This is a genomic window from Agrobacterium larrymoorei (assembly GCF_037722385.1).
GTDB lineage: Bacteria > Pseudomonadota > Alphaproteobacteria > Rhizobiales > Rhizobiaceae > Agrobacterium > Agrobacterium larrymoorei_C.
The window spans coordinates 596103-620977 of the sequence record NZ_JBBKAQ010000001.1; the positions used below are offsets into that span (position 1 = coordinate 596103).

Below are 24875 nucleotides of genomic sequence, written 5' to 3' on the forward strand. Positions count from 1 at the left end.
GCACATTTGCTTCAAAACCCTGCTTTTCGCAGGCCATCACGGTAGTGATCTTTCTGCCATTGCTCCTTGAATGGCACGGCGCTCAGCCAAGTCTCCACGTCGAAGTCGGGATTGGTTTCCCGCGCTTTGCGCACGAAGCTCTTCGCCCGCTTCTGGTCGCCAAGCATCGCCCAGCTTGCGGCGGAGAGGCGGTTAGCGAGCCCCCTGTCGGCCATCCGCTCAATATAGGATATGGCTTGCTCGTACTCTTCGAGGCAGTAGTTCGCGCCGGCTGCCGTCCAAAGGTAGACATCCGGGCTCAAGGGGTTGAGGTCGATGGCTTTTTCGATTTTATCAAGTGCCAGGCCGGGCTTGGACGCATGGACAAGTGTGTCGGCGTAGTCGGCGGCGACATCGGCATAATGCGGGCTCAAAGTTTCGGCCAGCTCTAAGGCCTCAACACTTTCATCAATGCTGCCTAAGAGCATCTTAGCAACACCGAGTTCTCTATAGCCGCCGACCATGTCCTGACCGGCCCCGATCGCCTTGTTGGCATGTTTTTCGGCTTCTTTCAGGAGTTGAGCGTCTCCACGCGCCGTTATCAACCATTCCCTTGAATATGTTCGGGCGATACCGCTCAATGCTGGCGCAAAATAGGGAGCGTGATTGAGCGCTGCTCGAAATTCTTTGCGTGCACGGCGAATATCCGGAAGGCCAAGGCTCTTGAGATGTCGCTGTCCGAGAAGGTAATGATGGTACGCGGCCGGGCTTTGCTCGAAATATTCCCTTGCCAGCTCGTTGCGCTCTATCTCCCCGGTGATCGCCGTGGAAATTCGGCGGGCGATCTGACGACGCTGGGCGGCCAGACTGTCTTTCTCCATGTCGTAGCGGTCCGCCCAGATGACCTCATCGTTTGCAAAGTAAACTAGTTGCACGAAGAGGCTGCGTTGAGCGCCACGGCCTGAAAGCCTGGTATCCAGCACGTATGAGATGGAATGCTGCGCGATTGTGTTGGCCTTGTCCGAATGCCGCCCGATCTGGGCGGCCGTGTAAGGAGCGACCACAGACACTGAAGTCAACGCACACAGCGCGATGGTGACGTCCTCAATAAGTGCGTCGGCGAAAGGGAAGAGAGGTTGGCTACCCGGGATGCTCTCTGCCGGTGGCAGGAGTACAAGCCTCGGAATAGGTCGCTTGAGACCTGTTTGTGTGTTTGCAGCCAGCGAGTCTCCGATCCCTCTCTTCGGGATTGGGAAGAGAGTGCGCTGCTTCTCGAAGACCTTCTTGACGACGTTCAGGGCATGGACGTCGGGGCTGAGGGTAAGGTTGCCCCACAGCTTTTGTTTGTGGCCATCATAGATGTTTCGGATGGCCTCTACCTTTCCCTCTGTGGAATAGGTCTCCGCAAGCAAGCTGACGATCAATTCGTCATCCGGGTCGTGCTGGAATACCCGAAGGGCCGCTTCCTTGACGAGCGCGATTTCTTGTGTGGTTTTTGCGATCGGTATCACAGTGATCAACGCTTCCCGTAATCGGGACAGGTGTTGCGCCCTTCGCTGTTCAATCCAGGTTGAAAGTGCGGCTCCTGTGCTGTCAACGTTTTCGAGAAAAACGTGACTGAAAAGTTCGACCAGCGCGCGCAGGTCAGTGAGCGCGTCCGAGTAAGGCGGGGTTTGCAAACCCGCGATGTCGCAATCGATCGTCTCGGGATTGAGCTTCAGATCGGAAGCAGTAATTTGGACAAATTGGTGACCCAACTCCTGCTGCCGGCTGTCTATCCTCGAGAGTGACTTGCGCATGTTGGCATATGCCTGCGCTGGCTCGATTGCGTCCCATAACAGCTTAGACAACGCCGCCCGCGATTGAGCGCGTTGCGGGTGGACAAACAGGTAGGCAAGGATGATCAAACCCTTTTCGGAGAAGGCAACAGCATTCCCCACAGGGTCAACGAGCCGCAGTTCACCAAGTGTTAGCAGCCTGAACGTCATTGCTCCCCACTACATTTTGGTGATGGTAGTCCAAAAAAACCGGATCTAAAATTTAGATGTGCAACCTGACTTCTTCCGATGAACGCTCACCAGGAGGAACAGGAAGAATCTCATCCATCTCGGCCATAGCTTTGACGAGTGCCACAATCTTCTGGCGTACGTTTGCGTCGGGAATTTTCAAAAAGGACTGGTTCAGGGCCAGTCCCTCGCGGGATTGAAGAAATTGCGAAACGTAGCTCATCGCCGAAAAGTCTCCGATACCTGCAGTGGTGACCGGTTCTTCACTCTCTTGATTGAAGAAGAAGCTTGGTGGGACGCCGAGAACATTTGCGATCTTTTGCAAGCGGCTTGCGCCAACACGGTTCGTGCCCTTTTCGTATTTTTGGACCTGTTGGAACGTTACTCCGAGCTCGTCTGCCAACTGCGTCTGACTCAACTTCAGCATCAAACGACGCATGCGGATACGACTGCCTACAAACACGTCGATCGCATCGGGACTTCTTTTGGTGGTCATGGATGAGCTCCTAACACGACTGGCGTTATGTTGCGTTGAAACGTGCCCGGCATAGGTCGGGGTTGCGCACTTAATCTGCAGCTTGTATTGAAATTTAGTACAATATCAATCTTTAGTAAGTGCGCATTCGGCAATTCAACAGGATTACTTGTGCTTAGCTCTGACCCTCCTGAATGAGAGCGGAGGCGTTGAGGTGCTAGTCCTGGCCACGGTCAAGCTACATTTGGGAATGGAGGCTCAGGGCAACCGGGCGCGACCGCAACTTCGCCAAATAGCAACCAGGCTTGAGGATTGGTTGAAACGCCATCGCAGAATGAGGGGCAGGGAGCTGGCGCATCAAGGCGCTCTTTTCACTGAGCACAATATGGTGTCACGAAGCCCCGACCGAGACCAATCGCAGCTGATGATGCAAGGAACCGGCCGAGGGATGCGGCAGCAACTCGTTTGACCGTGCGGTCTCAACTCGATTCCGCCCAAGGGCTTTTGCTCGATAAAGCGCGCTGTCAGCGCTCGCAAGCATGGCGGCAAGGTCGTTGCAGTCCGGTGCCGAAAGGCCAACACTGACGGTAGCCCGCATGTTCAAGCCCTCTGTTCGAGCGGCTGCTTCGGCGAATCGACGTGCGATCGCCGAGCCGCGACTAAGAGCTTGGGAATGGTCGCACCGTGGCAGAAGTGCTGCGAATTCCTCGCCGCCCAACCGGACAAGAAGTGCGTCGGGCCCCGCTTCTTCGCGGGCAGTTTTGGCGAACAGCTGCAAAACCTTATCTCCAGTCGGATGTCCATGACTGTCGTTGATCGCCTTGAAGTGGTCGAGGTCGAAGGCCAGCAGTGAGACGGGGTCGCCATGCCGCTCCCGTAGCATCTGAGCAGCCTGCTCGAAGAAGGCGTGACGGTTTGCAAGCCCGGTTAACTGGTCGGTTTGTGACATGCGGAGCAGGTTCAGCTTTTCCTCCTCTCGAATAATCATCAGAAGGGACATTGGCATCGCCACCGAGTACAAGACGGCCTCGTACATGGTCACCTTCGCGACGATAGAAACAATATCCTGCCCGTAGCGCTCAATCACAACAGGGGCAATGAACGCTCGGCCAAAATAGAACACGGCATGGAAGGCCGAGACCAATACTGCGATTGGACGCGAGCGCAACTGCCGTACCGTGCGGCTGCGCAGCAGTACTCTTGCTGTCAGGCCGCAGGTCAGCGCGATGGGTACAGACGAGACGTGGTTCCAGAAAGCAGCCGGAAAGTGCGCGCCAGCGATCGCCCAGACGATGCCTAGGAAGCTTAGCGCCGCGACGGACCACCTGAAAAATCGATGACCGTCGAGACCGGCAACTGCGTTGAGGACCAGGAGGTATCCTGACATCATCAGGATGTTGGTCGCTGCCATACCCAGCGCGGCCGGAAAGTGGCTGCGGTTCATTGCGAGGATGCAACCGAGAACGAAGGCGAAAAGTGCTCCGGCGAGAACACCGAGCACACGTGCGCGACCTGGATGTCCCTGCATTTCCCAAAGGAGAAGCAACGCTGACACCAGCAGTGTTCCGACGGTCAAGTACCAAAGGGTTTGTAAATCGATCTGCATTGCTCTGCCTGCCTTACGTCAAAGCCTACAGGGTGGTCTCTATAAGATTCCTTACGTCGTCTCGTATATCGCGGATATGGTTGGCGTAACGTTAAGCGTGCTGGGTGCTAAAATTAAATCTAGTGATGTGTTCAGGCGGAAGGGTTTGGCGGCTGATTGAATGCGACCGTCGACGGGCCTGCCTGGCGAGAGTAGATGGTCAGTCAGATCTCGCAACGGTCCATATCGCAATGTTTCGCGGCTCCACCAACAAAGTAGCTAGGTTGCCATGCCAAGCCGCTCGATAGGGTCGATTTAGCTAGACGTTGAGAAAGTTCTCCCCATCTGTGCATGTTTCATGAAGCTGGAAGACGTTGCCCGCGAAGCACTCGCGGTACCTTTACACGTGCTTAAACAATCGTTGCCGGCACGTGCCGTGAACAACTACTCATCCGATAAATAATCCCACTTTAGCGGTTTGATCCCAGGCAAGCGGTCTTGGTTCAGATCACGCCATCCGCCCAATAGTCGCAGCCCTGCGAATTGCCTCGATCATGAGGGCGAGCGAGGTAAACACTGCAGTATCCGTCCGCATTGTCAGCCCTACGGGGCCGCTAGTATCGGAGGTGTTGAAGGGCAGAATCGCAAGTGCGCCCGCTGCGACGTCGTCGACGACTACACCTTCTGAAATGATCCAGATGGCGTCGCTCATGCGGACATAGGCGCGTCCAAACGAGTCTGAGACTGTGTCGATCTGCGTCTTCGGCATCGCCACGCCCTGTGCGATCAAAAACTGTTCGACGATCGGGCGGATCACCGAATTGCGGGTCGGCATCAAAATTGGGTAATTTGAAAGTTCGGTGAAGAGATCGGCCTTGCCTGACAGCAGTCGATGGCCGGGACGAACGACGAAGACAACCTGCTCCGAGTAGAGGTGCTCGAAGCTGAGGCCCGTCATTTTCTCCGGTGTGGCAAGCCTACCGACGACAAGATCAAGGTCACCCTGGCGCAATTGCTCAAGCAGGATAGCGTTTTCTCCAGTGACAATCTTAATGGGAGCCTGCGCTGCTTCAGCGAGAAAGTGCGTCATGGCCTCGGGCATGATGCGCGCTGATACCGTCGGCAGTGCGCCGATGCGCACCGGCGGGTCGGTATGCGCCGCTTCCCGTGACACAGCGTCTACCGCCTGGCGAAGGGCGGCCATCGTGGCGCCCGCATGGCGCAGGAAGATATCGCCGAGACGCGTCGGACGAATACCGCGACCTTCGCGTTCGAAGAGTGCGACGCCTAACACATCCTCGAGTTCTCGCACCGTCTTGGTGACTGCCGGCTGGCTGATATGCAGCACGTTGGCAGCTCGCATGACGCTCTTTTGTCGCGCCACCTCGATAAAGGCTTGCAGATGCCGGAGCTTGATACGTGGATCGATGAGAGAAGCCATAACCACCAAGTTATGAGAAATGCCGAAAATCTCATTTTACTTAACCAGCGCGATCTTGCAATCTCCGCATAAGAGGAGTGAGAGATGAATTTTCTTCAGGTCGGCGATGCCGCGATTCACTACCGGACCAAGGGTCTGTCGGCTGGCAAACCGGTCATCGCGTTCGTCAACTCGCTTGGCACGGATTTCCGTATATGGGATACCGTCATCGACGAGCTTGGCGATGCTTATGCCTATCTGCTTCACGACAAGCGCGGCCACGGCCTTTCCAGCGTCGGAACGCCGCCCTATACGATAGAGACTCATGCGGACGATCTTATCGCCCTTCTCGATCATCTGAAGATCGGCGAGGTCATCGTCTGGGGGCTTTCGGTCGGTGGCCTCATCGCGCAGTCGGTTGCGATAACACATCCCGAGCGCGTTGCGGCCCTGGTCCTTTCAAACACAGCGCAGAAAATCGGCACGGCCGAGATGTGGAATGCGCGTATCGACGCCGTCCGCGCAAACGGGCTTGAGAGCCTTGTCGATCCCGTGATGGAGCGTTGGTTTACCCCTGCATTTCGCCGCGACGACAATCCGCTTTACGCGGGCGCTCGCGCCATGCTGCTTCGCCAGTCGGCCGAGGGCTACTGCGGCACCTGCGCGGCGATCCGCGATGCCGATTACACCGATGCTCTTGCTCGTCTCGTTGTCCCAACACTTTGCGTCGCTGGCGATCAGGATGGATCGACTCCATCTGAACTCGTAGAGTCGCTGGCCGGTCTCGTTGCCAACAGCTACTTTGTTAGGGTCTGCAACAACGGACACATCCCGCCGCTTGAGCAGCCGACTGCCTACGCAGCTGCGGTCTCGGACTTCCTGAAGGCGCTTCCGCCAGGCGATACCGAACCACTATCCGTCGACCGCCACAGCCGCGGCATGGCCACGCGCCGCGCGGTGCTGGGCGACGCCCATGTGGACCGAGCGAGCGCGCAGGCGACATCCTTCGATCAGCCATTTCAGACATTGATCACCGAAAGTGCCTGGGGCACGGTCTGGTCCAGCGATCGCTGGACAAAGAGAGAGCGCTCAAACGTGACCATCGCGCTTCTTGCAGCACTTGGGCAATATGAGGAGATGGCGATGCATGTCCGGGCGACCGCCAATACCGGTTCCAGTGAGGACGATATTCGCGAGGCGCTGATGCATGTGGCGATCTATGCTGGAGTGCCTGCCGCCAATCATGGCTTCAAGATTGCCAAGCAGGTGCTGGCAAACCGAAACGCATCCTCCCCGCTGAAGGAGCAGACGACGTGAGCAATCAACCACCGGAAACCGGCCCCTTCTTTGCCCGTGATCGGGAGATGCAGCCGCAAGCCTACACGCCCTGGTACAAGACCTCCGTTTTGCGCTCGCCACAGCGTGCGCTGATTTCGCTTGAGGGCACCAAGAGCGAAATCAGCGGCCCGGTTTTCGGTCATGGGTTGCTGAACCCGCTCGATAACGACCTGATCCTCAACTATGCCAAGCCCGGCGAAATGCCGATCGGGCCGCGCATTCTCGTGCATGGCCGCGTGCTCGATCAGTGCGGTGCGGGTGTCGCCGGTGCGCTTTTAGAGTTCTGGCAGGCCAATGCCGGCGGGCGCTATCGGCACAAGAAGGAAAGCTATCTCGCCGCCGTCGATCCAAATTTTGGCGGTGTCGGTCGCACCATCACCGACGAGAATGGCTATTACTGGTTCAAGACCATTCAGCCCGGTCCCTATCCATGGCCGAATGGCGTGAATGACTGGCGCCCGGCCCATATCCATTTCTCGGTCTTCGGTCATGGTTTTCAGCAGCGGTTGATTACCCAGATGTATTTCGAGGGCGATCCGCTCATCTGGCGGTGTCCGATTGTCAAGACGATCCCTGACGTGGATGCCATCCGTCGATTGATCGCGCCGCTCGACATGAATGCGACCATTCCCATGGATATGCGCGCCTACAAGTTCGACATCGTGTTGCGTGGTCGCCGCTCCACCTTCTTCGAGAACCGCCCGGAGGGGAACTGACATGGTGCAGCCGCTCGATTATCTGAAGGAAAGCGCCTCCCAGACGGCGGGACCCTACGTCCATATTGGCTGCACACCGAACTTCGTTGGCATCAACGGCGTCTTCAAGCAAGATCTCGGCGCGGGAAAACTCTATGACGACCAGGCCACCGGCACCCGCATCACCATTCGTGGCACCGTCTTCGACGGCGGCGGCTATGCGCTGAAGGATGCGCTGGTGGAAATCTGGCAGGCCGATGCTCAAGGACTCTATAACAGCCCGAGCGAAACGGCCGGCGCTCCCGACCCCCATTTCGCCGGCTGGGGCCGGTCGCCTGGCGATATGGATACCGGTGAGTTCCTCTTCGAAACGATCAAGCCCGGCCGCGTTCCATTCAAGGATGGACGCTTCATGGCGCCGCACATCACCTTCTGGATTGTCGCGCGCGGCATCAATATCGGTCTACATACGAGAATGTATTTTCCGGAGGAGGACGCGGCAAACGTGGCTGATCCGGTGCTGGCCCGCATCGAACACAAGGACCGCGTTCCGACGCTGATCGCAAAGCCGGATGGCGAGAATGCCTATCGCTTCGACATCCGCCTGCAAGGCGATGGCGAAACCGTCTTCTTCGATATATGACCGCGATGACCCTCTCGCCCTTTGATCATCCTTTCCTCTCCGGCCTCTTCGGCGATGCCGAGATCGCCTCGCTGTTTTCTGCAGAGGCCGATATTGCCGCTATGATCCGCTTCGAGAGGGCTCTGGCACTTGCCGAGGCAGATTGCGGTATACTCGCCGTCGATATTGCGGAAACGATCGACGCCGCGCTTGGCACCTTCGTGCCGGATATGGCCGGGCTTGCGGATGGAATGGCGCGTGATGGCGTCGTCGTTCCTGCGTTCATTCGACAGATGCGCGCGGCAGTCGGTGGGGTGGCTGCGGAGAAGGTGCATTTCGGTGCAACTAGCCAGGATGTAATCGATACCAGCCTGGTGTTGAGACTGAAAGTAGCGAACGACATCATCCAGGCTCGGTTGGATGCGCTGATCGGCGATCTCGACGGACTTCTGGAACGCGACGGCAACAAGCTGTTGATGGCGCATACGCGGATGCAGGCTGCAATCGAGATCAAGGCTGCCGACCGGATCGGTGCCTGGCGATCACCCCTAGAACGGACGCGATCCCGGCTCGCCCATTTTGCCGTCGACGGGTTTGCCTTGCAGTTCGGCGGTGCGGCGGGAACGCTCGAACGCTTCGGTGATGATGGTCCGGCTTTGCGGGCTGCACTCGCCGTTCGCCTCGGTCTTCACGATCAGGCCCAATGGCACAGCCAGCGTGACATGATCACGGAGTTCGGGGGGCTGCTGTCGCTTGTCACCGGCAGCCTCGGAAAGATCGGCCAGGACATCTCTTTACTTGCCGAGGTAGGGGCCGAGATAAGCCTCGCAGGTGGCGGCGGGTCTTCCGCCATGCCGCACAAGCAGAACCCCGTTGCAGCAGAACTGCTGGTCACGCTGGCGCGCTTCAACGCAACACAGGTTTCGGCGCTTCATCAGTCGCTTGTTCATGAGCAGGAACGGTCGGGTGCCGCCTGGATGCTTGAGTGGATGACGCTGCCACCCACGGTATTGGCGACCGCCTCCGCACTCCGGACTGCGCGCCGACTGCTAGGCGACATCAGACGGATCGGGCGAGAGCCTGAAGAATGTGGCGGTCATCACACTTAGGAAATGACCTGCGAGAGAGGGTGTTGAAACATGATCGCTGCTTGCCGCGTGATGTTTCCTTATGCGTTGAAATAATTGGATAAATATGAATAAAGTCGCTCCGAAAATCAGTCGCAAAAGCTGCATTTTCACCCTTCCTGAGCGTTGACTTTAAAATGAACTAACTGGTACAAACATTCAGAGGTCGGATATGGAGGGGCTTAGGAGAGCTCTTCTTGAAACACAGTCCGGCAAGAACAAGGGAGCGTTCGAAGCCTGAGTGCGGAGAACGGGGAGACGACCCAACGGCGGGCTGATGCCTTAACCGGAAGGTTGTGGAGGAACCATGTCATACAGTCTCGACTTCTCGGCGGTCATCGATCGCCTTCCCGAGTTGCTCGTCGCGTGTCTCGCCACCATAGGCCTGGCGCTTGCCGGCATGTCGCTGGCGACCGTCATCGGGATTCTGGGCGTCGTAGCACGTCGGTCACGCTTCAAGCCGTTGCGCGGCTTTGTCATCGGCTTCGTAGAGCTGATCCGCAATACGCCCTTTCTGGTCCAGATATTTTTTATCTTCTTCGCGCTGCCGCAGCTCGGTCTGCGTCTTAATCCGACAGTGACTGCTATCGTCGCGCTGGCGCTTAATGGTGGCGCCTATGCGATCGAAATCATTCGCGGGGGTGTGGATGCCGTCCCAAAGGGGCAGGTGGAAGCAGGGCTCGCGCTTGGCCTCGGTCGCGCGCAAATCTTCCGGCACATCATTCTCAAGCCTGCGCTGCGGGCAGTCTACCCCTCGCTCACCAGCCAGTTCATCATGCTGACGCTGACGACCTCCGTTTGCACGTCGATCGCCGCTTACGAACTCACCTCGGTGGCGCAGAAGATCGAGGCGGATACCTTCCGCTCCTTCGAAGTATATTTTTCCATCACGCTGCTCTACCTCGTGATTTCCTCGCTGATGATGGGCGTCTTTGGTCTCATCTCGCGCATCTCTTTCAGCTACCCGGTCAAGTGAGGAGACGATCATGGCAAGCATAGGCCCCAACGAACTATTCTTCCTCATGCAAGGCCTGAAGTGGACCATCGCATTGACCTTGATCGGCTTTGCTGGTGGTGGTGTCTTCGGCCTTCTCGTGGCATTGGCCCGCAGTGCCGAAGTCCCATCCATCCGTCGCGCAACGGCTGGCTATATCGCGGTCTTTCAGGGTACACCGCTCCTCATGCAGCTCTTCGTGGTTTATTACGGCGTAGCTCTGCTCGGCTTCAACATCGATGCGTGGATCGCTGTCGCCATCGCTTTCACACTGCATGCCAGCGCCTTTCTTGGTGAAATCTGGCGCGGTGGTATACAGGCTGTTCCGAAGGGGCAGACGGAAGCGGCTCGTGCGCTCGGCCTGCATTACAGGTCGATCATGAAGGATGTTGTCCTGCCGCAGGCATTGCGCATTTCGTTGCCGGCCACCATCGGTTTCCTGGTGCAGCTCATCAAGGGCACGTCGCTCGCTGCCATCGTCGGCTTTGTCGAATTGTCGCGCGCCGGCCAGATCGTCTCCAATCAGACGTTCCGTCCGCTTACCGTTTTCGCCATCGTTGGCCTCATCTATTTCCTGATCTGCTGGCCGCTCTCTCTTTGGGGTGCCGGCGTTGAGAAACGCCTTCAGACCGCCGCTCGATAGAGCGTCGTGGAAAGACCCGTCGGCTTTTCGAAAATCGGCTTCGATTTTCCGGACGATGGTGGAGGAGATCTACTTTCGTGACCATGCATTCATCAGTTTACAAGGAGGATAATATGATGAAATCCAGCATGACTTTCGGTCGCCGCAGCGTACTTGGGCTAATAGCCGCCGCTGCCGCTCTGCCCTTCATGGCCCCGGTCGATGCCGCGGCCGGCACGCTTGAGGAGGCGAAGGCCAAGGGCAAGGTTATTATTGGCATTCAGGGCGACAACTCGCCTTGGGGCTTCGTCAATTCTAGCGGGGTCCAGGATGGCCTCGACGCGGATATTGGCAAAGCCTTCGCCAAAAGCCTCGGTCTTGAAGCCGAGTTCGTACCGCTCGCCGTTGCCAACCGTATTCCGGCGCTCATGACCGGTAAGGTGGACGTACTTTTTGCAACGATGGGCATGACGCCGGAGCGCGCCAAGACGATCCAGTATTCGCAGCCCTATGCCGGCAACGTTCTGTCGGTCTATGGGCCCAAGGACAAGAAGATTGCCGGTTTTGACGATCTGAAGGGACTGAATGTTGGGGTACCGAAGTCGAGTGCCATGGACACCGCCATCACGGCGGGCGCAGGCAACAAGGCAAGCATTCTGCGCTTCGACGACGATGCCGCCAATATTCAGGCGATCGTCTCCGGTCAGGTCGAGGCCGTAGGGGGCAACCAGTTTTATGGTGATCGCCTGAACGCTGCGGCCCCCGGCAAGTATGAGTCCAAGTTCGACCTGACGACCCTTTACAATGGCGCGGGCACCCGTCCGGGAGAGAAGGACTGGAACAAGGCCATCAACACCTTCCTCGAAAAGATCAAGGCCGATGGTGAGTTGCAGGCGATTTACACCAAGTGGATGAAGCGCGAGGTTCCGAAGTTCCCGGAATCGATGCCTGACGTCCCCTTCACCGTGGAGTAAGGGAGGTTTCCATGCCGCAATCCGCCGTCCAGGCTCCGCTGATTGCCCTCGAGGGCGTCGGAAAGTGGTATGGAGCCTACCATGCACTTAGGGATATCAATCTGACGGTTCGCAAAGGCGAGAAGATCGTTCTTTGCGGCCCGTCCGGCTCTGGGAAATCGACACTGATCCGCTGCATCAACCATCTGGAGGAAATCCAGGAGGGGACGATCACCGTCGAAGGCACCAAGCTCACCGATTCCGTCCGCGCCATCGATGCCGTGCGTCGGGAGGTGGGCATGGTGTTTCAGAGCTTCAACCTTTTCCCGCACAAGACCATCATGGAAAACTGTACGCTTGCGCCGATGCGGGTGAAGGGGTTGTCAAAAGCGGATGCTGAGGAAACCGCACGCAAATATCTCGCTCGCGTGCGCATCCTCGATCAGGCCGACAAGTATCCCGCCCAGCTCTCCGGCGGCCAGCAGCAGCGTGCGGCAATCGCGAGGGCGCTGTGCATGGAGCCGAAGGCGATGCTCTTCGACGAGCCGACCTCGGCGCTCGACCCGGAAATGGTCAAGGAAGTGCTGGATACGATGATCGGCCTTGCCCGCGACGGGATGACCATGATCTGCGTGACCCACGAAATGGGCTTTGCCCGTCAGGTGGCGGATCGCGTGGTGTTCATGGCGTCGGGCGAGATCATCGAGGAGGGGCCGCCGGAAGAATTCTTCCGCGATCCCAAACACCAGCGCACGCGCACCTTTCTCGGCGAAATCTTGGCGCACCACTGAAGCAAGCGGCGGGGTGACCCGCCGCGCCTTTCACGCCGCATAAACGGTCCATATCCATGACAGAACGAACCGCCTATCAGGTCGGCCTTATTGGCGCCGACATCCAGCTTTCGAAATCGCCGGCGCTCCACATGCGCGAGGGTCGCGCACACGGACTCGACTATTCTTACGAACTCGTGGACATCAATGTCCGCAACGTGCCGGAGACCGCGCTGCCCGACCTTCTCGCGGAATTGGAAGCCCGCGGCTTTGCCGGAACCAATATTACGCATCCATTCAAACAGGCGGTAATCTCCCATCTGGACGAGCTTTCCGAGGACGCCCGCATGCTGGGCGCCGTCAACACGGTCGTCTTCCGAGATGGCAAGCGCATCGGTCACAATACCGACTGGTACGGTTTTTACGAAAGCTTTCAGCGCGGTCTACCCGATGCCTGGCGCGATCGGGCGCTTCTCATTGGTGCAGGTGGCGCCGGTGTCGCGGTTGCCCATGCCGCATTGAAACTCGGCATCGGCAGGCTGGATATTTTCGACCAGGACGCGGACCGTTCGGCACGGCTTGCGCGTGAACTCAACATCCGCTTTGGAGAGGGGCGGGCGACGCCAGCCAAAACGCCCGCAGCCGTGCTCGGCGATGCTGATGGTCTCATCCACGCGACACCTGTTGGCATGCCGGCCCATCCCGGCATCCCCGTCGATCCCGATCTGATTATGCCGCGCCACTGGGTTGCCGATATCGTCTACATGCCCCTCATCACCAGGCTGATCGAGACCGCTGCGGCGAAGGGTTGTCAGACATTACCGGGCGGCGGCATGGCGATTTTCCAGGCTGTCGGTGCATTCAGGCTATTCTGCGGACGTGAGCCGGATGCGGGGCGGATGAGCGCACACTTTGCGGAGATGTTTCAAGCGGAGGCGGCCGCATGAGCCTATTTTTCGTTCTGAACGGACCGAACCTCAACCTGCTCGGACAGCGCCAGCCGGAAATCTACGGTCGCGAGAGTCTTGCCGATGTCGAAGCAACGTGTCGCGAGGTAGCGATGGCCTCAGGTCATGAACTCTTCTTCGCCCAAAGCAATCGGGAATACGAGTTGATCGACTGGATCCACGAGGCACGCGGCAAGGCCGCAGGCATCGTCATCAATCCTGGTGCTTTCAGTCACACGTCGATTGCCATCCTTGATGCGTTGAACGCATATGAGGCGCCAGTGGTCGAGGTCCATATTTCCAACATCCACAAGCGGGAGGTCTTTCGCCACCACTCCTATGTATCGATGCGAGCCGACGGCGTTATCGCGGGTCTCGGTATCGACGGCTACTGCGTGGCGCTTCGCCATCTTATCGCTCGTCAGACCCTATAGCGTCGATATGTTCGGGCCGCACCACATAGCGCAGGACCATTACAGCCACGTGGCGGGCCAGCGTTTGTTGCGCTTGCGGCGTGAAAAGGTCTTCGCCGAAGATGGAAGAGAAGGTCGGAGCGTTAGAGACGTTGAAGAAAGAGAGCGCACTGATCTGCCAGTGGAGCTCCAGTGCCTCGATGCCTTCACGAAAGACACCGCTATCCTGACCGCGCTTCAGCACCGCCTCGAGCGCGGCAATGGCGGGACGGTTGAGGCTTCGGATGGACTTCGACATCTGCACATGCCGGCCGTGATGGATATTTTCGATCATGACCATGCGGATGAAGGCCGGACTGCGGCGGTGATGCTCGAAAGTGTAGCGACAGAGTGCGTCGAGCGCAGCCATCGGGTCAAGATGGTCCAGTGCCAGATCGCTTTCGCCACCGCGCACCTTACTGTAGGCTTCTTCCAGAACATGCTGGTACAGGCCTTCCTTGTCGCCAAAATAATAATAGATCATGCGTTTGGACGTTTTCGTCCGTGCCGCGATTTCGTCTATCCGCGCCCCGGAAAGACCGTTCTGGGAAAATTCCTCCATCGCGACCGCCAGGATGTCGCGCCGCACGCCTTCCGGATCGCGCTTTGCCGGACGCGCCTTTTTACCCTCAGTGGTCGTCGCGGTGCTCGTCATGTTTCCCCCGGATGCTTTGCATCCGCGTTTTTCCACGTTCCATATTAACCAACTCGTACATAAACACGAAAGGTAAGGCAATATGGCCCAGTACCAGACAGACAAGCAAAGCGTGATGATGCGCACGTCGATGGCGACAGTGTCGATCAGCGGCGAGTTTCCTGAAAAGCTGGCAGCGATTGCCCGTGCTGGCTTTGACGGCGTCGAGATATTCGAGAACGACTTTCTGACCTACGATGCCTCACCACGCGAGGTGGCAAAGATCGTCCGTGATCATGGTCTGGACATCACGCTTTTCCAGCCGTTTCGAGATTTCGAAGGCATGCCGGAGCCTCACCGCAGCCGCGCCTTCGAGCGGGCGGAACGCAAGTTCGAGATCATGCAGGAACTTGGCACGGATCTCATGCTGATTTGCTCGAACGTATCGCCGATCTCCCTCGGCGGGATAGATCGGGCGGCAGCTGATTTCCACGAGCTCGGGGACATGGCTCTTCGACATGGCATGCGTGTGGGTTATGAAGCACTGGCTTGGGGACGCCACATCAACGACCATCGCGACGCATGGGAAATCGTGCGGCGGACTGATCACCCGAATGTCGGCATCATCCTGGACAGTTTCCATACCTTGTCCCGCAAGATCGATCGCAATTCGATCCGCTCTATTCCCGGCGACAAGATCTTCATCGTGCAGCTTGCCGATGCGCCACTCTTCGACATGGATTTGCTCTACTGGAGCCGCCATTTCCGCAATATGCCTGGAGAGGGCGAACTGCCAGTCGTCGATTTCATGCGCGCTGTGGCGGCTACCGGCTATACCGGCCCGCTCTCCCTTGAAATCTTCAACGACCAGTTCCGTGGCGGATCAGCGCGGGCCTTGGCCGAGGACGGGCATCGTTCCCTCGTAAATCTGATGGACCGCGTCCGGCGCCACGAGCCCGATATCCGTCTTTCCATGCCGGAGATGCCGGACCGTATCGAGGCGAAAGGGGTGGAGTTCGTTGAGTTCACCTCGGCACCCGGCGAACAACAGACCCTCATCGATCTTCTGCAAACGCTGGGCTTTAGATGCACCGCCCGGCACCGCAACCGCGCCGTCGATCTCTATACCCAGGGCGATATCCGTATCCTGATTAATACGGATGAGAGTGGCGATAGCTTTGCCGGCGCTTCCTATGCCGTACATGGCACCAATGCCTATGCATTTGGCCTCAGGGTCGATAATGCCGAGCAAGCGCTCGCCCGCGCGCGCGCACTCGGTGCGCCTGTCTTTTCCGAGCCCCGGCAGCCCGGCGAAGTCGCGGTGCCCGGCATTCAGGGCGTCGGCAACGGTGTCATCTACTTCCTCGACGATAATGCGCCGCTTGGCAGTATCTGGGAGAGCGAATTCGAGGCTTTGGTCGACGAGGGCGGGTCGCCCACAGCGCGTCTTACCCGTATCGACCATCTTGCCCAGACAACCCATTATGACGAGATGCTGACGTGGCTTCTATTCTACACATCGATCTTCTCGACCCGGCGCACACCGATGGTCGATGTCGTTGATCCCGGCGGACTGGTCAGGAGCCAAGCCATCGAAAGCGAGCCGGAACCGCTTTTCCGCCTCACCATGAACGGTGCTGAAAATCGCAAGACCTTTGCCGGCAAATTCCTGGCAGAAGGCTTCGGCACCAGCATCCAGCACATCGCATTTGCGAGCGACGACATCTTTGCGACTGCCGAGGCGCTGAAGGCCACCGGCTTTCAGGCGCTGCCGATCTCGCGAAACTATTACGATGACCTCGAGGCACGCTTCGGTCTTGAACCGGATTTCTCCGATGCACTGCGTGCGGCCAGTATCCTCTACGACCGCGACGAACACGGCGAGTACTTCCAAATTTATAGCCGCACTTTCGGTGAAGGATTCTTCTTCGAAATCATCGAGCGACGCGGCGTCTATAACGGATATGGTGCCATGAACGCGCCTTTCCGGATTGCCGCCCAGCGTCGGTTGTTGCGACCGGAGGGCCTGCCGAAGTTATAGTCGTTCTGTGTCGGAAACACACAGGCACCAGTTTGTCAGCGGTGGTCTACACGGTGGTGTATGGCACCGGAGGTGGCAAAGAACGGTATCGCGGCATGGAACAGTGCTTGGACGTGGGAGTGCTATCGAGGGTGTTGCGCGGCAAATCCAATGAGGAGCAAATCTCTCGCAAGACCACGCTCCTCATCAAGGCAAGACTTTTCTGTTTGCCTAAGCACGCCAACCTCTACGCGGCAAGGTCGGCGATCCGTTCAAGCCTAGCCCAGGCTTCTTGACACTGCCTGTCGTGTTTTCCCGTTACGGTGCAGGATGAGGATCACGGTGGTAGTGCCGCAGATCGCCGCGATGGGCAGCAGCGTGTATAGAAGTTGCTGCGGTCCCATGCCGCTTGCCAGGAGCCAGCCAGCGACGAGAGGTCCGACGATTGAGCCAAGCCGACCGACCGAAACTGCGAGGCCGACGCCTGTGCCGCGCACTTCGGTTGGATAGCATTGTGGGGCAATACCATAGAGCAGCGCCTGCACGCCGATGACTGTCGCGCCTACAAAGGTGCCCGCCGCCAGCGCCGCCGCGACATTGCCCGCGGGCAACATGGCAAGGGACGTGATCGCCAGCATCAGCCCGATAAAGCAGAGCGCTGCGGAAAAGGCAGGCCTGTTGCCGTCCAGCAGCCGCCCGCCAAGGATGGCGCCAGCTGCGCCGCCGATATTGAAAACGATCTGCACGGTCGACGCCGTTTCACGCGCAAAGCCCAGTGACACGAGAATCTGCGGCAGCCAGTTGAGAAGCAGATATACGACGATGAGGCCGAAGAAGAAGGCGGCCCAGAGCAGCAGCGTCTGTGGCAGTGCACCCGGCGCCATCAGCACGTCGCGGCGACGGGCAGGTGCCCTTGCATCGCGTGTCACGCGGAACGGTCCCATCATGAGTTGGAGCGGCAGGGCCAGCAGCAATGGCAAGATGCCGCCTACCAGGAATATCGAGCCCCAGTCGTCATGCAGGCCAAGCAGGGCGATGAGGCTGGCGAGTGCGCCACCAAGCGGCACGCCGGCATACATGATCGCAACTGCCCTGCCGCGCCGCTCAGGCGCAACGGATTCAGCGGCAATTGCGATGAGATTAGGCAGCGCGCCCCCAAGGCCGACGCCGGTCAGAAACCGCATCGCAACCAAATGCTCGAACGTGTCGGAGAAAGCCGTGCCGATCGAAAACAGGCCGAAGACGATCAGCGAAAGGGCAAGCCCGTTGCGCCGTCCAAAGCGATCAGCGATAACGCCGCCGCACAGCGCGCCGAGCACCAGTCCGAAGGTCGCCGATGAGAGGAAAACGCCCAGCTGTGACGGTGAGAGCCCAAAGGCGGAAACAAGTTTCGGCACAGCAACACCCGCTGCCTGAAGGTCGAAGCCTTCGATAATCGCGGCGAGAAACACAAGCACGAGTGCGCGCGTTCCCGTCCCCGCATGAATATGCGTGGCTTTAGTCATGATATTCTCCTCCCAAAGGCCGCCTCAGCGGCAATCATGCTTTCATTTGGCCTACGTCTGACGGAGCCTCAGCGATGTCTCCCGCAGTCCTCCCGAGCCTATCCTCTGCGAGTAAGGGCTCCCTCTCTTCAACGCCGCCGCTCGAAGGCGATGGCTAAAACTGTAACCGTGCTTTCTGCCCGTTCAGATGACGTCACGCGCCCTTCCAGATGCGCGACAACAATTGGCGCAGCACCTCGCGTTCTCTTGGCGTCAGCGCACTAAATGTACGTTCCTCCTGCGCCATGACACGCGCGCGCCATTCGGCCACGGCCTCAGCACCCGTCTCACTCAAGTGCAGATGCTGAATGCGCTGGTCCTCATCATCGGCGAGACGTTCAATCCATCCCTGAGTGTCGAAGTGCGCGAGGATTGGTGCGAGATTGGCCCGCTGCAGCCGCGCCTGCCGGCCGATCTCGGCGGCCGTGATGCCAGGCGTCTCATCGATCAGGCAGAGAACCGTGAAAGGAATGGGCTTGATCTCGTCGCCGAGCGCCTCGGCAAAACCCGCCAGATCGAGGATCGAGGCCCGACGCAGATGGTAACCGAGGAGATCGTCCATTACAGGCGCTCTTAACCCTTCAATGTCCCGCATTCTCGCCTTCACGCGTCGCCCTTTTCAAAAATAGTAAAATTGACCCTTGTCAGTTTTGTATCGCTATGTGATATAGCAGTCAATCGCTATTTCACATAGCAATGTTTGAGGTCGGGAGCCTCGGACGCTCTAGGGAGGAGAAACCATGACATCGACATCGAACCTGTTTCGACGCGTGAATCCGATTAGCGGCGAGGTGGCGAGCGAAGCGCCGGCGCAAACGCCTGATGAGGCGATAGCTGCAGTCGATGCGGCCGCTCGCGCCATGCCGGCCTGGGCCGCACAAGGGCCGAATGCGCGCCGCGCCGCGCTTCTGAAAGCGGCTGATGCCGTCAGTTCAAAGGGCGACGCCTTTGTGACTGCGATGATGGCCGAGATCGGTGCGACCGAAGCCTGGGCGCGCTTCAACGTCATGCTTGCAGCGTCGATGCTGCGCGAGGCCGCGTCACTCACCACTCAAGTTGCTGGCGAAGTTATCCCTTCCGACAAGCCGGGCTGTCTTGCCATGGCCATTCGCGAACCAGCGGGCGTCGTGCTTGGCATCGCGCCCTGGAATGCGCCGGTCATCCTAGGTGTGCGGGCGTTGGCCACTCCTCTGGCTTGCGGCAATGCAGTGGTGTTCAAAGCAAGTGAACTGTGCCCTAAAACCCATGGCCTTATCGTCGAGGCCCTGGCGGAGGCCGGATTGCCCGAGGGTCTCGTCCAGCTTGTCACCAATGCGCCGAAGGATGCGGCAGACGTCGTCGGTGCCTTGATCGATCATCCGGCTATCCGACGTGTCAATTTTACCGGCTCTACGGCCGTCGGGCGAATTGTCGCGATGCGTGCGGCACAAAACCTCAAGCCCTGTGTTCTGGAACTTGGCGGCAAAGCGCCGCTTGTAGTGTTGGACGATGCGGATCTCGACGAGACAGTGAAGGCAGCTGCCTTTGGCGCTTTTTTCAACCAGGGCCAGATCTGCATGTCGACGGAACGGATTATCGTCGTCGATGCTGTGGCGGATGCCTTCCTTGAAAAATTTGCCGCCAAAGTGCGGATGCTCACCGCTGGAGATCCGCGCCAGGGTGCGGCACCGCTTGGCGCTGTTGTGGATATCAAAACCGCCGATAAGCTTAAGGGCCTGATCGACGACGCCGTCGCCAAGGGTGCAAAGGTGATTGCGGCGGGCGAGCCGAACGGCGTGCTCGTTCCTGCCCATGTCGTCGCGGATGTCAGCGCTGGAATGCGCCTCTATTCCGAGGAGAGCTTCGGGCCTGTCGTCGCGGTGATCCGGGCGAAGGACGAGGCCGACGCCATCCGCATTGCCAATGACAGCGAATACGGTCTTTCGGCTGCCGTCTTCACAGGAGATGCGGCCCGCGGCCTGAAGGTCGCTCGACAGATTCGCTCTGGGATTTGCCATGTTAATGGCCCCACGGTGCATGACGAAGCGCAGATGCCTTTCGGCGGCGTCGGGGCTTCGGGGTACGGGCGCTTTGGCGGTAAGGCCGGTATTGCGGAATTCACCGAGCTTCGCTGGATCACGGTCGAGACCGAAGCCGGACGCTTCCCGATCTGATCTTACGTCGAGCCTGTGCTCGCCTTCAAATCATTTAAAAGGAAACCAATTTCATGACCGAGAATAGCAGCAAGGCGGACGTCGTCGCCGTCGATATTGCCGAAGGCATCGCCTGGGTCCGTTTCAACCGGCCGGAAAAGCGCAATGCGATGAGCCCCGAGCTGAACCGCCGGATGATGGACGTGCTGGACGAGCTGGAGTTCCGCGAGGATGTCGGCGTTCTTGTCCTTAGCGGCGAAGGCACGGCCTGGACGGCTGGCATGGATCTCAAGGAATATTTCCGTGAAACCGAGGCCAAGGGTCTGGCTGGCGTGCGCCAGAGCCAGCGCGAGAGCTATGGCTGGTGGCGTCGTCTGCGCTGGTACCAGAAGCCGACTATTGCGATGGTCAATGGATGGTGCTTCGGTGGCGGTTACGGTCCGCTCTTCGCCTGCGATCTGGCCTTTGCAGCGGATGAGGCTAAGTTTGGTCTCTCCGAGATCAACTGGGGTATTCTGCCAGGTGGTGGCGCAACGAAGGTAGCAGTAGAGCTGATGCCCTTCCGTCAGGCCATGTATCACGCCATGCTTGGTGAGCCGATCGACGGTCAAAAGGCCGCTGCCTGGGGCCTCGTCAACGAAAGCCTGCCGCTTGCCTCGCTAAAGGGCCGGGTGACCGAGGTTGCCAAGGTTCTGCTGGCCAAGAACCCCGTAGCCCTTAAGGCGACCAAGGATGCGGTGCGCCGCGTCGGCGTCATGACCTATGACGAGGCTGAGGATTATCTTGTGCGCGCTCAGGAAGCCGCCAATTCCTACGACAGTGAAGGTCGCAAGGAGGGCATTCGCCAGTTTATCGACGAGAAGACCTACAAACCGGGTCTCGGCTCTTACGACAAAAGTAAAATCCACAGCTGATAGAGGTTTTACTGGGAGGAGGACCAACATCATGCATAACTGGCTAGCCCCCGATCCGGTGGGCCTGCATGCGCAAGCGCGCCCGGAAAAACTCGCCCTTGTCGATCTGGCGTCCGGGAGGCGCTGGACCTATCGGGGCCTCGACCGGGCGATCGAGCAGGCAAGAGCGGCAATCGACACGCTCGGCCTTGGGCCGGGTGACAGGCTCGCGTCGATTGCACGCAACTCCGCCGATCTTGTGATTGCGCAGCAGGCCTGTCTGCGGTCCGGCCTTATCTTCACGCCACTGAACTGGCGGCTCGCGGCTGCCGAGATCGGTGCTATTCTCATCGACTGTACCCCCGCACTGATCCTCGTCGACGGATCGTCGGCAGGTTTCGCGGTGCCGGACGGCGCAAGACTGCTTGATATCGCAGCGTTTACTGCGCGTTGCGAAAGTGCGGCGGCAGGCGAACGAGGCTCTCCGCATGATGCCAACCGGCCTTGCGTCCTTCTCTACACTTCCGGAACGTCCGGCGTGCCGAAGGGCGTCATTCTAACTCCCCAGACACTGTTCTTCACCGGCGTCAATTTCGGCGTGCTGGGGCAGGTGACATCTCAGTCTGTCTTTCTCGCGGAATCGCCGTTCTTCCATGTTATCGGCCTGGTAACCTCAGTCTGGCCGCCATTGGTTCAGGGCGGTACGGTGCTGGTCTCATCCGGCTTCGATCCGGTCGTTACCAATTCCCGGCTTGCGGACCGTGCGCTCGGCATCACCCATTACTTCTGCGTCCCGCAGATGGCGACGGCGTTGAAGGACGCCGATGGTTTCCAGCCGGAGAACTGGTCGCTCGCTGCGCTTTTCACCGGCGGCGCTCCGAACCCGCCTGCCAATATCCGTTGGTGGCTGGAGCGTGGCGTTGCCATGGTGGATGGCTACGGAATGACCGAGGCTGGAACGATCCTTGGCATGCCGCTTGATCCAGCGCTGATCTCCAATCATGCGGGCGCCGTTGGCCAGGCGGGACCGGCCACGGCCATTCGCATCGTAGATGCCGAGGGCCGGGAGGTGCAGGACGGGACCGCTGGCGAGATCATCGTCAAAGGGCCGCATGTCACGCCCGGTTACTGGAACCGACCCGAAGAGCGCGATGCCGCCTTCACGCCGGATGGCTGGCTGCGCACCGGCGACATTGGACTTCGGGATGCCGATGGGTTCGTGACCGTTGTCGATCGCCGAAAGGACATGTTCATTTCGGGCGGTGAGAACGTCTATCCGGTAGAAATCGAAAGCGTCCTTGCCGAACATCCAGCGGTCCTCCAGGTGGCGGTTATTGGTGTGCCGGACCCGCGCTGGGGCGAGGCGGGGCATGCCTTCGTTATCCTGTCACCAGGATGGGAAGACGCGGAGGGAGAACTTCGTGCCCATTGCGAGGCGCGGCTTGCCCGCTTCAAGGTGCCGAAACATTTCCGGATCGTCACGGAACTGCCCCGTACCAGCACCGGCAAAATCCGCAAGAACAAGCTCCGGGAGAGTCTTTCCGCCTGACCGTCCCGTACCCCGCATCCAGCAGCGCCGCCAAACGACGCAAAGCCAGTTAGGAGAAATCATGCGCACGCAAGTCGCTATCGTCGGAGCCGGTCCCGCCGGACTTATCCTTGCTCATCTCCTCCATGCCTCTGGCATCGAGACAGTGGTGATCGAGCGGCAGACACGCGCCTATGTGGAGGGACGGGTGCGGGCAGGGGTGCTGGAGATGGGAACGGTGGACTGCCTGTCCCGCCTTGGGTTGGACCGGCGCTTGCGCGAGGAAGGGCTGCGCCATTCCGGCACGCATCTGTCCGCCGACGGCGATGATTTTCGCATCGATCTCGAACAGGCGTCGGGTGGTGCTTGCGTTACGGTCTATGGCCAGCAGGAGGTGACGCGCGACCTTTTCGAAGCCGCCGAGGCGCGGGGTCTGACGATCCTCTTCGAAGCGAGCGACGTCGGTCTCCACGATATAGAGACGGAAAAACCCTTCGTTACCTTGCGCACGCCGTCCGGGGAGGTCCGGGTCGACTGCGATTTCGTGGTCGGCTGCGACGGGTTCCATGGCGTCAGCCGCCAGGCGATCCCCAGCCATGTTTTGCGCATCTTCGAGCGTGTCTATTCGTTCGGCTGGCTCGGCATTCTCACCGAGCGTCCGCCTGTCAGCGAGGAACTCGTCTATGCCAGTCACGAGCGCGGCTTCGCGCTTGCCTCGATGCGTTCCATGACGCGCAGCCGCTATTATATCCAGTGCGACATGGGCGAGCGGCTGGAAGACTGGCCGGACGGACGTATCTGGGATGAACTGGCCGTGCGGCTTGGACCCAATCTCGGAGCGCGGCTCCAGCGCGGGCCGTCCTTCGAAAAAAGCATTGCGCCGCTGCGCAGCTTTGTTGCCGAGCCGATGCGCTATGGCCGACTGTTCCTTGCCGGAGATTCTGCCCATATCGTGCCGCCGACTGGAGCGAAGGGCCTCAATCTCGCAGTCTCCGACGTGGCCATGTTGGGTCAAGCGCTGGCGGAATTCTACAGTGAGCGCTCGGGCGCGGGGATCGACACCTATTCGGCGCGAGCGCTGGGGCGCGTCTGGAAGGCTGAGCGCTTTTCCTGGTGGTTCACCACCCTTACGCATCGTTTCCCCGAAACGGGGGCTTTTGAGCGACGAATGCAGGTGGCAGAACTCAGCTATCTACGAAGCTCACCACTTGCGCAGGCAAGTTTTGCCGAAAACTACGTCGGCTTGCCCTTATAACGGGTGACGGCGCGCTTAAACCAGAAGCCCTTTCAACTCCGCCTGTACTGCACCCAGCGCAGGCAGATAGCGCTCGACCAAATCCTGCATGGAAGCTGCGGAGGCGGCGACACCGACATTGAGGGCGGCGATCGTCTTGCCCCGGGCGCTCTTCAGCGGCACGGCCAGCGAGCGCAGGCCGATCTCGACTTCCTGATCGATCATCGCATGACCACGAGCGGCGGTCGCTTCGATTTCAGCCATGAGAGCATCGATATCGGTAAGCGTCATCGGCGTGCGTGCAACGATGTCGGAGCGCTCCAGAGAGGCGCGGCGGTCTTCTAGGGACAGGGAAGCCAGAAGGACCCGCCCCATGGAAGTGCAATAGGCGGGCAGCCGCGACCCTGGCATCAGCGCAATCGACATGACGCGACGCTGGGCGGCACGTGCGACATAGACGATTTCGGTATCATCGAGGATTGAAACGGATGTGCTTTGTCCGATGTCTTCCGACAGTTGATCGAGAAAGGGCTGCACGATGCGTGGCAGTGGCATTGAAGCAAGGCACCCCGTTCCAAGTCGAAGTACCTTTGGTGTGACCGTGAAGAATTTTCCATCATAGGCGGCGTAGCCGAGCTCGGCCAGCGTCAAAAGACAGCGTCTTGCTGTCGCACGATCCAGTTGGGCGATCTCCGCCGCCTCGGAAATAGACAGTTTCGGCCGTTCGGCGCTGAAGGCTTCGATAATGCTCAGCCCTTTGGCGAGGCCACCCATCATGTCGCGTCCACTCACAGCCATGTGCCGCCTCCTTCAATATTGTGCGATAATCGAACAAATATACTATATCGCACAAATAGGCTTGATGTCGATCCGAGTTGGGATTTACCTGAATCTTGAGCGGGCCA

The 24875-nt window shown here is 59.0% G+C and carries 23 protein-coding genes and 1 pseudogene; 16 read left to right on the plus strand and 8 right to left on the minus strand.

The annotated features are described in order from the left end of the window. Positions 1–11: 11 nt before the first annotated feature. The 4 genes from WKI41_RS02620 to pcaQ form a co-directional block, all read right to left on the minus strand. On the minus strand, positions 12–1967 hold the full coding sequence (locus WKI41_RS02620; RefSeq protein ID WP_340191966.1) for a hypothetical protein: 1956 nt from the start codon (positions 1965–1967) through the stop codon (positions 12–14). 52 nt (positions 1968–2019) lie between these two features. After that, positions 2020–2481: a helix-turn-helix domain-containing protein gene (locus WKI41_RS02625; protein ID WP_340191967.1), complete on the minus strand. Its 462-nt coding sequence runs from the start codon at positions 2479–2481 to the stop codon at positions 2020–2022. 370 nt (positions 2482–2851) lie between these two features. Then, a complete protein-coding gene (locus tag WKI41_RS02630; protein ID WP_340191968.1) occupies positions 2852–3904 on the minus strand; it encodes a diguanylate cyclase in 1053 nt (350 codons plus the stop codon). A gap of 649 nt (positions 3905–4553) precedes the next feature. Then, positions 4554–5486, minus strand: coding sequence for a pca operon transcription factor PcaQ (gene pcaQ, locus WKI41_RS02635; RefSeq protein ID WP_340191969.1), 933 nt, complete (start codon positions 5484–5486; stop codon positions 4554–4556). Positions 5487–5570: 84 nt separating this feature from the next. On the opposite strand from pcaQ, the pseudogene pcaD reads away from it, so the two are divergent. From pcaD to aroQ, 11 genes and pseudogenes are all read left to right on the plus strand, one after another. Further along, positions 5571–6359 (plus strand): annotated as a pseudogene (gene pcaD, locus WKI41_RS02640) (3-oxoadipate enol-lactonase); the annotation flags it as partial. Next, complete coding sequence (gene pcaC, locus WKI41_RS02645; RefSeq protein ID WP_313557188.1) at positions 6345–6782, plus strand: 4-carboxymuconolactone decarboxylase; 438 nt, start codon at positions 6345–6347, stop codon at positions 6780–6782. The pseudogene pcaD and the gene pcaC, both read left to right, overlap by 15 nt. Continuing rightward, on the plus strand, positions 6779–7519 hold the full coding sequence (pcaH, locus tag WKI41_RS02650) for a protocatechuate 3,4-dioxygenase subunit beta (protein WP_340191970.1): 741 nt from the start codon (positions 6779–6781) through the stop codon (positions 7517–7519). The genes pcaC and pcaH overlap by 4 nt, the downstream gene beginning before the upstream one ends. A gap of 1 nt (position 7520) precedes the next feature. Next, positions 7521–8141 carry a protocatechuate 3,4-dioxygenase subunit alpha gene (gene pcaG, locus WKI41_RS02655; protein WP_062424469.1) on the plus strand — a complete coding sequence of 207 codons (621 nt, stop codon included), beginning with the start codon at positions 7521–7523 and terminating at the stop codon, positions 8139–8141. A gap of 5 nt (positions 8142–8146) precedes the next feature. Beyond that, positions 8147–9229: a 3-carboxy-cis,cis-muconate cycloisomerase gene (locus WKI41_RS02660; RefSeq protein ID WP_062424641.1), complete on the plus strand. Its 1083-nt coding sequence runs from the start codon at positions 8147–8149 to the stop codon at positions 9227–9229. Between the two features lie 325 nt (positions 9230–9554). Further along, positions 9555–10223, plus strand: a complete 669-nt coding sequence (locus WKI41_RS02665; RefSeq protein WP_062424470.1) for an amino acid ABC transporter permease — start codon at positions 9555–9557, stop codon at positions 10221–10223. Positions 10224–10233: 10 nt separating this feature from the next. Next, entirely contained in the window at positions 10234–10884 is a 651-nt protein-coding gene (locus WKI41_RS02670; protein ID WP_340191971.1) for an ABC transporter permease subunit, read from the plus strand. A 113-nt stretch (positions 10885–10997) separates the two neighbouring features. Further along, positions 10998–11837 carry a transporter substrate-binding domain-containing protein gene (locus WKI41_RS02675; RefSeq protein WP_082546353.1) on the plus strand — a complete coding sequence of 280 codons (840 nt, stop codon included), beginning with the start codon at positions 10998–11000 and terminating at the stop codon, positions 11835–11837. An 11-nt stretch (positions 11838–11848) separates the two neighbouring features. Further along, entirely contained in the window at positions 11849–12607 is a 759-nt protein-coding gene (locus tag WKI41_RS02680) for an amino acid ABC transporter ATP-binding protein (protein ID WP_062424472.1), read from the plus strand. Positions 12608–12663: 56 nt separating this feature from the next. Beyond that, positions 12664–13533, plus strand: coding sequence for a shikimate dehydrogenase (locus WKI41_RS02685; RefSeq protein WP_340191972.1), 870 nt, complete (start codon positions 12664–12666; stop codon positions 13531–13533). Continuing rightward, on the plus strand, positions 13530–13967 hold the full coding sequence (gene aroQ, locus WKI41_RS02690) for a type II 3-dehydroquinate dehydratase (RefSeq protein ID WP_340191973.1): 438 nt from the start codon (positions 13530–13532) through the stop codon (positions 13965–13967). The genes WKI41_RS02685 and aroQ overlap by 4 nt, the downstream gene beginning before the upstream one ends. Here the strand turns inward: aroQ and WKI41_RS02695 are convergent. Then, positions 13945–14640, minus strand: coding sequence for a TetR family transcriptional regulator (locus WKI41_RS02695; RefSeq protein ID WP_062424475.1), 696 nt, complete (start codon positions 14638–14640; stop codon positions 13945–13947). The two genes, aroQ and WKI41_RS02695, sit on opposite strands and share 23 nt — an antisense overlap. A 118-nt stretch (positions 14641–14758) precedes the next feature. On the opposite strand from WKI41_RS02695, the gene WKI41_RS02700 reads away from it, so the two are divergent. Further along, positions 14759–16660, plus strand: a complete 1902-nt coding sequence (locus tag WKI41_RS02700) for a bifunctional sugar phosphate isomerase/epimerase/4-hydroxyphenylpyruvate dioxygenase family protein (RefSeq protein ID WP_340192303.1) — start codon at positions 14759–14761, stop codon at positions 16658–16660. A 257-nt stretch (positions 16661–16917) separates the two neighbouring features. Here the strand turns inward: WKI41_RS02700 and WKI41_RS02705 are convergent, their stop codons facing one another. Beyond that, positions 16918–18144 carry an MFS transporter gene (locus WKI41_RS02705; RefSeq protein WP_340191974.1) on the minus strand — a complete coding sequence of 409 codons (1227 nt, stop codon included), beginning with the start codon at positions 18142–18144 and terminating at the stop codon, positions 16918–16920. A gap of 193 nt (positions 18145–18337) precedes the next feature. Next, a complete protein-coding gene (locus tag WKI41_RS02710; protein ID WP_062424477.1) occupies positions 18338–18745 on the minus strand; it encodes a MarR family winged helix-turn-helix transcriptional regulator in 408 nt (135 codons plus the stop codon). Between the two features lie 178 nt (positions 18746–18923). Here WKI41_RS02710 and WKI41_RS02715 point away from each other — a divergent pair, with 178 nt between their 5' ends. From WKI41_RS02715 to pobA, 4 genes are all read left to right on the plus strand, one after another. Continuing rightward, entirely contained in the window at positions 18924–20336 is a 1413-nt protein-coding gene (locus WKI41_RS02715; protein ID WP_340191975.1) for an aldehyde dehydrogenase, read from the plus strand. 53 nt (positions 20337–20389) lie between these two features. Beyond that, entirely contained in the window at positions 20390–21229 is an 840-nt protein-coding gene (locus WKI41_RS02720) for a p-hydroxycinnamoyl CoA hydratase/lyase (RefSeq protein ID WP_112358077.1), read from the plus strand. Positions 21230–21260: 31 nt separating this feature from the next. Next, positions 21261–22757 (plus strand): AMP-binding protein, encoded by a 1497-nt coding sequence (locus WKI41_RS02725; protein WP_340191976.1) that lies wholly within the window; start codon positions 21261–21263, stop codon positions 22755–22757. Positions 22758–22818: 61 nt separating this feature from the next. After that, the gene (pobA, locus tag WKI41_RS02730; RefSeq protein ID WP_340191977.1) at positions 22819–23991 is read left to right on the plus strand and encodes a 4-hydroxybenzoate 3-monooxygenase; all 1173 of its coding nucleotides are present in this window, start codon (positions 22819–22821) and stop codon (positions 23989–23991) included. A gap of 15 nt (positions 23992–24006) precedes the next feature. Here the strand turns inward: pobA and WKI41_RS02735 are convergent, their stop codons facing one another. Then, the gene (locus WKI41_RS02735) at positions 24007–24768 is read right to left on the minus strand and encodes an IclR family transcriptional regulator domain-containing protein (RefSeq protein WP_113272622.1); all 762 of its coding nucleotides are present in this window, start codon (positions 24766–24768) and stop codon (positions 24007–24009) included. Positions 24769–24875: the final 107 nt, after the last annotated feature.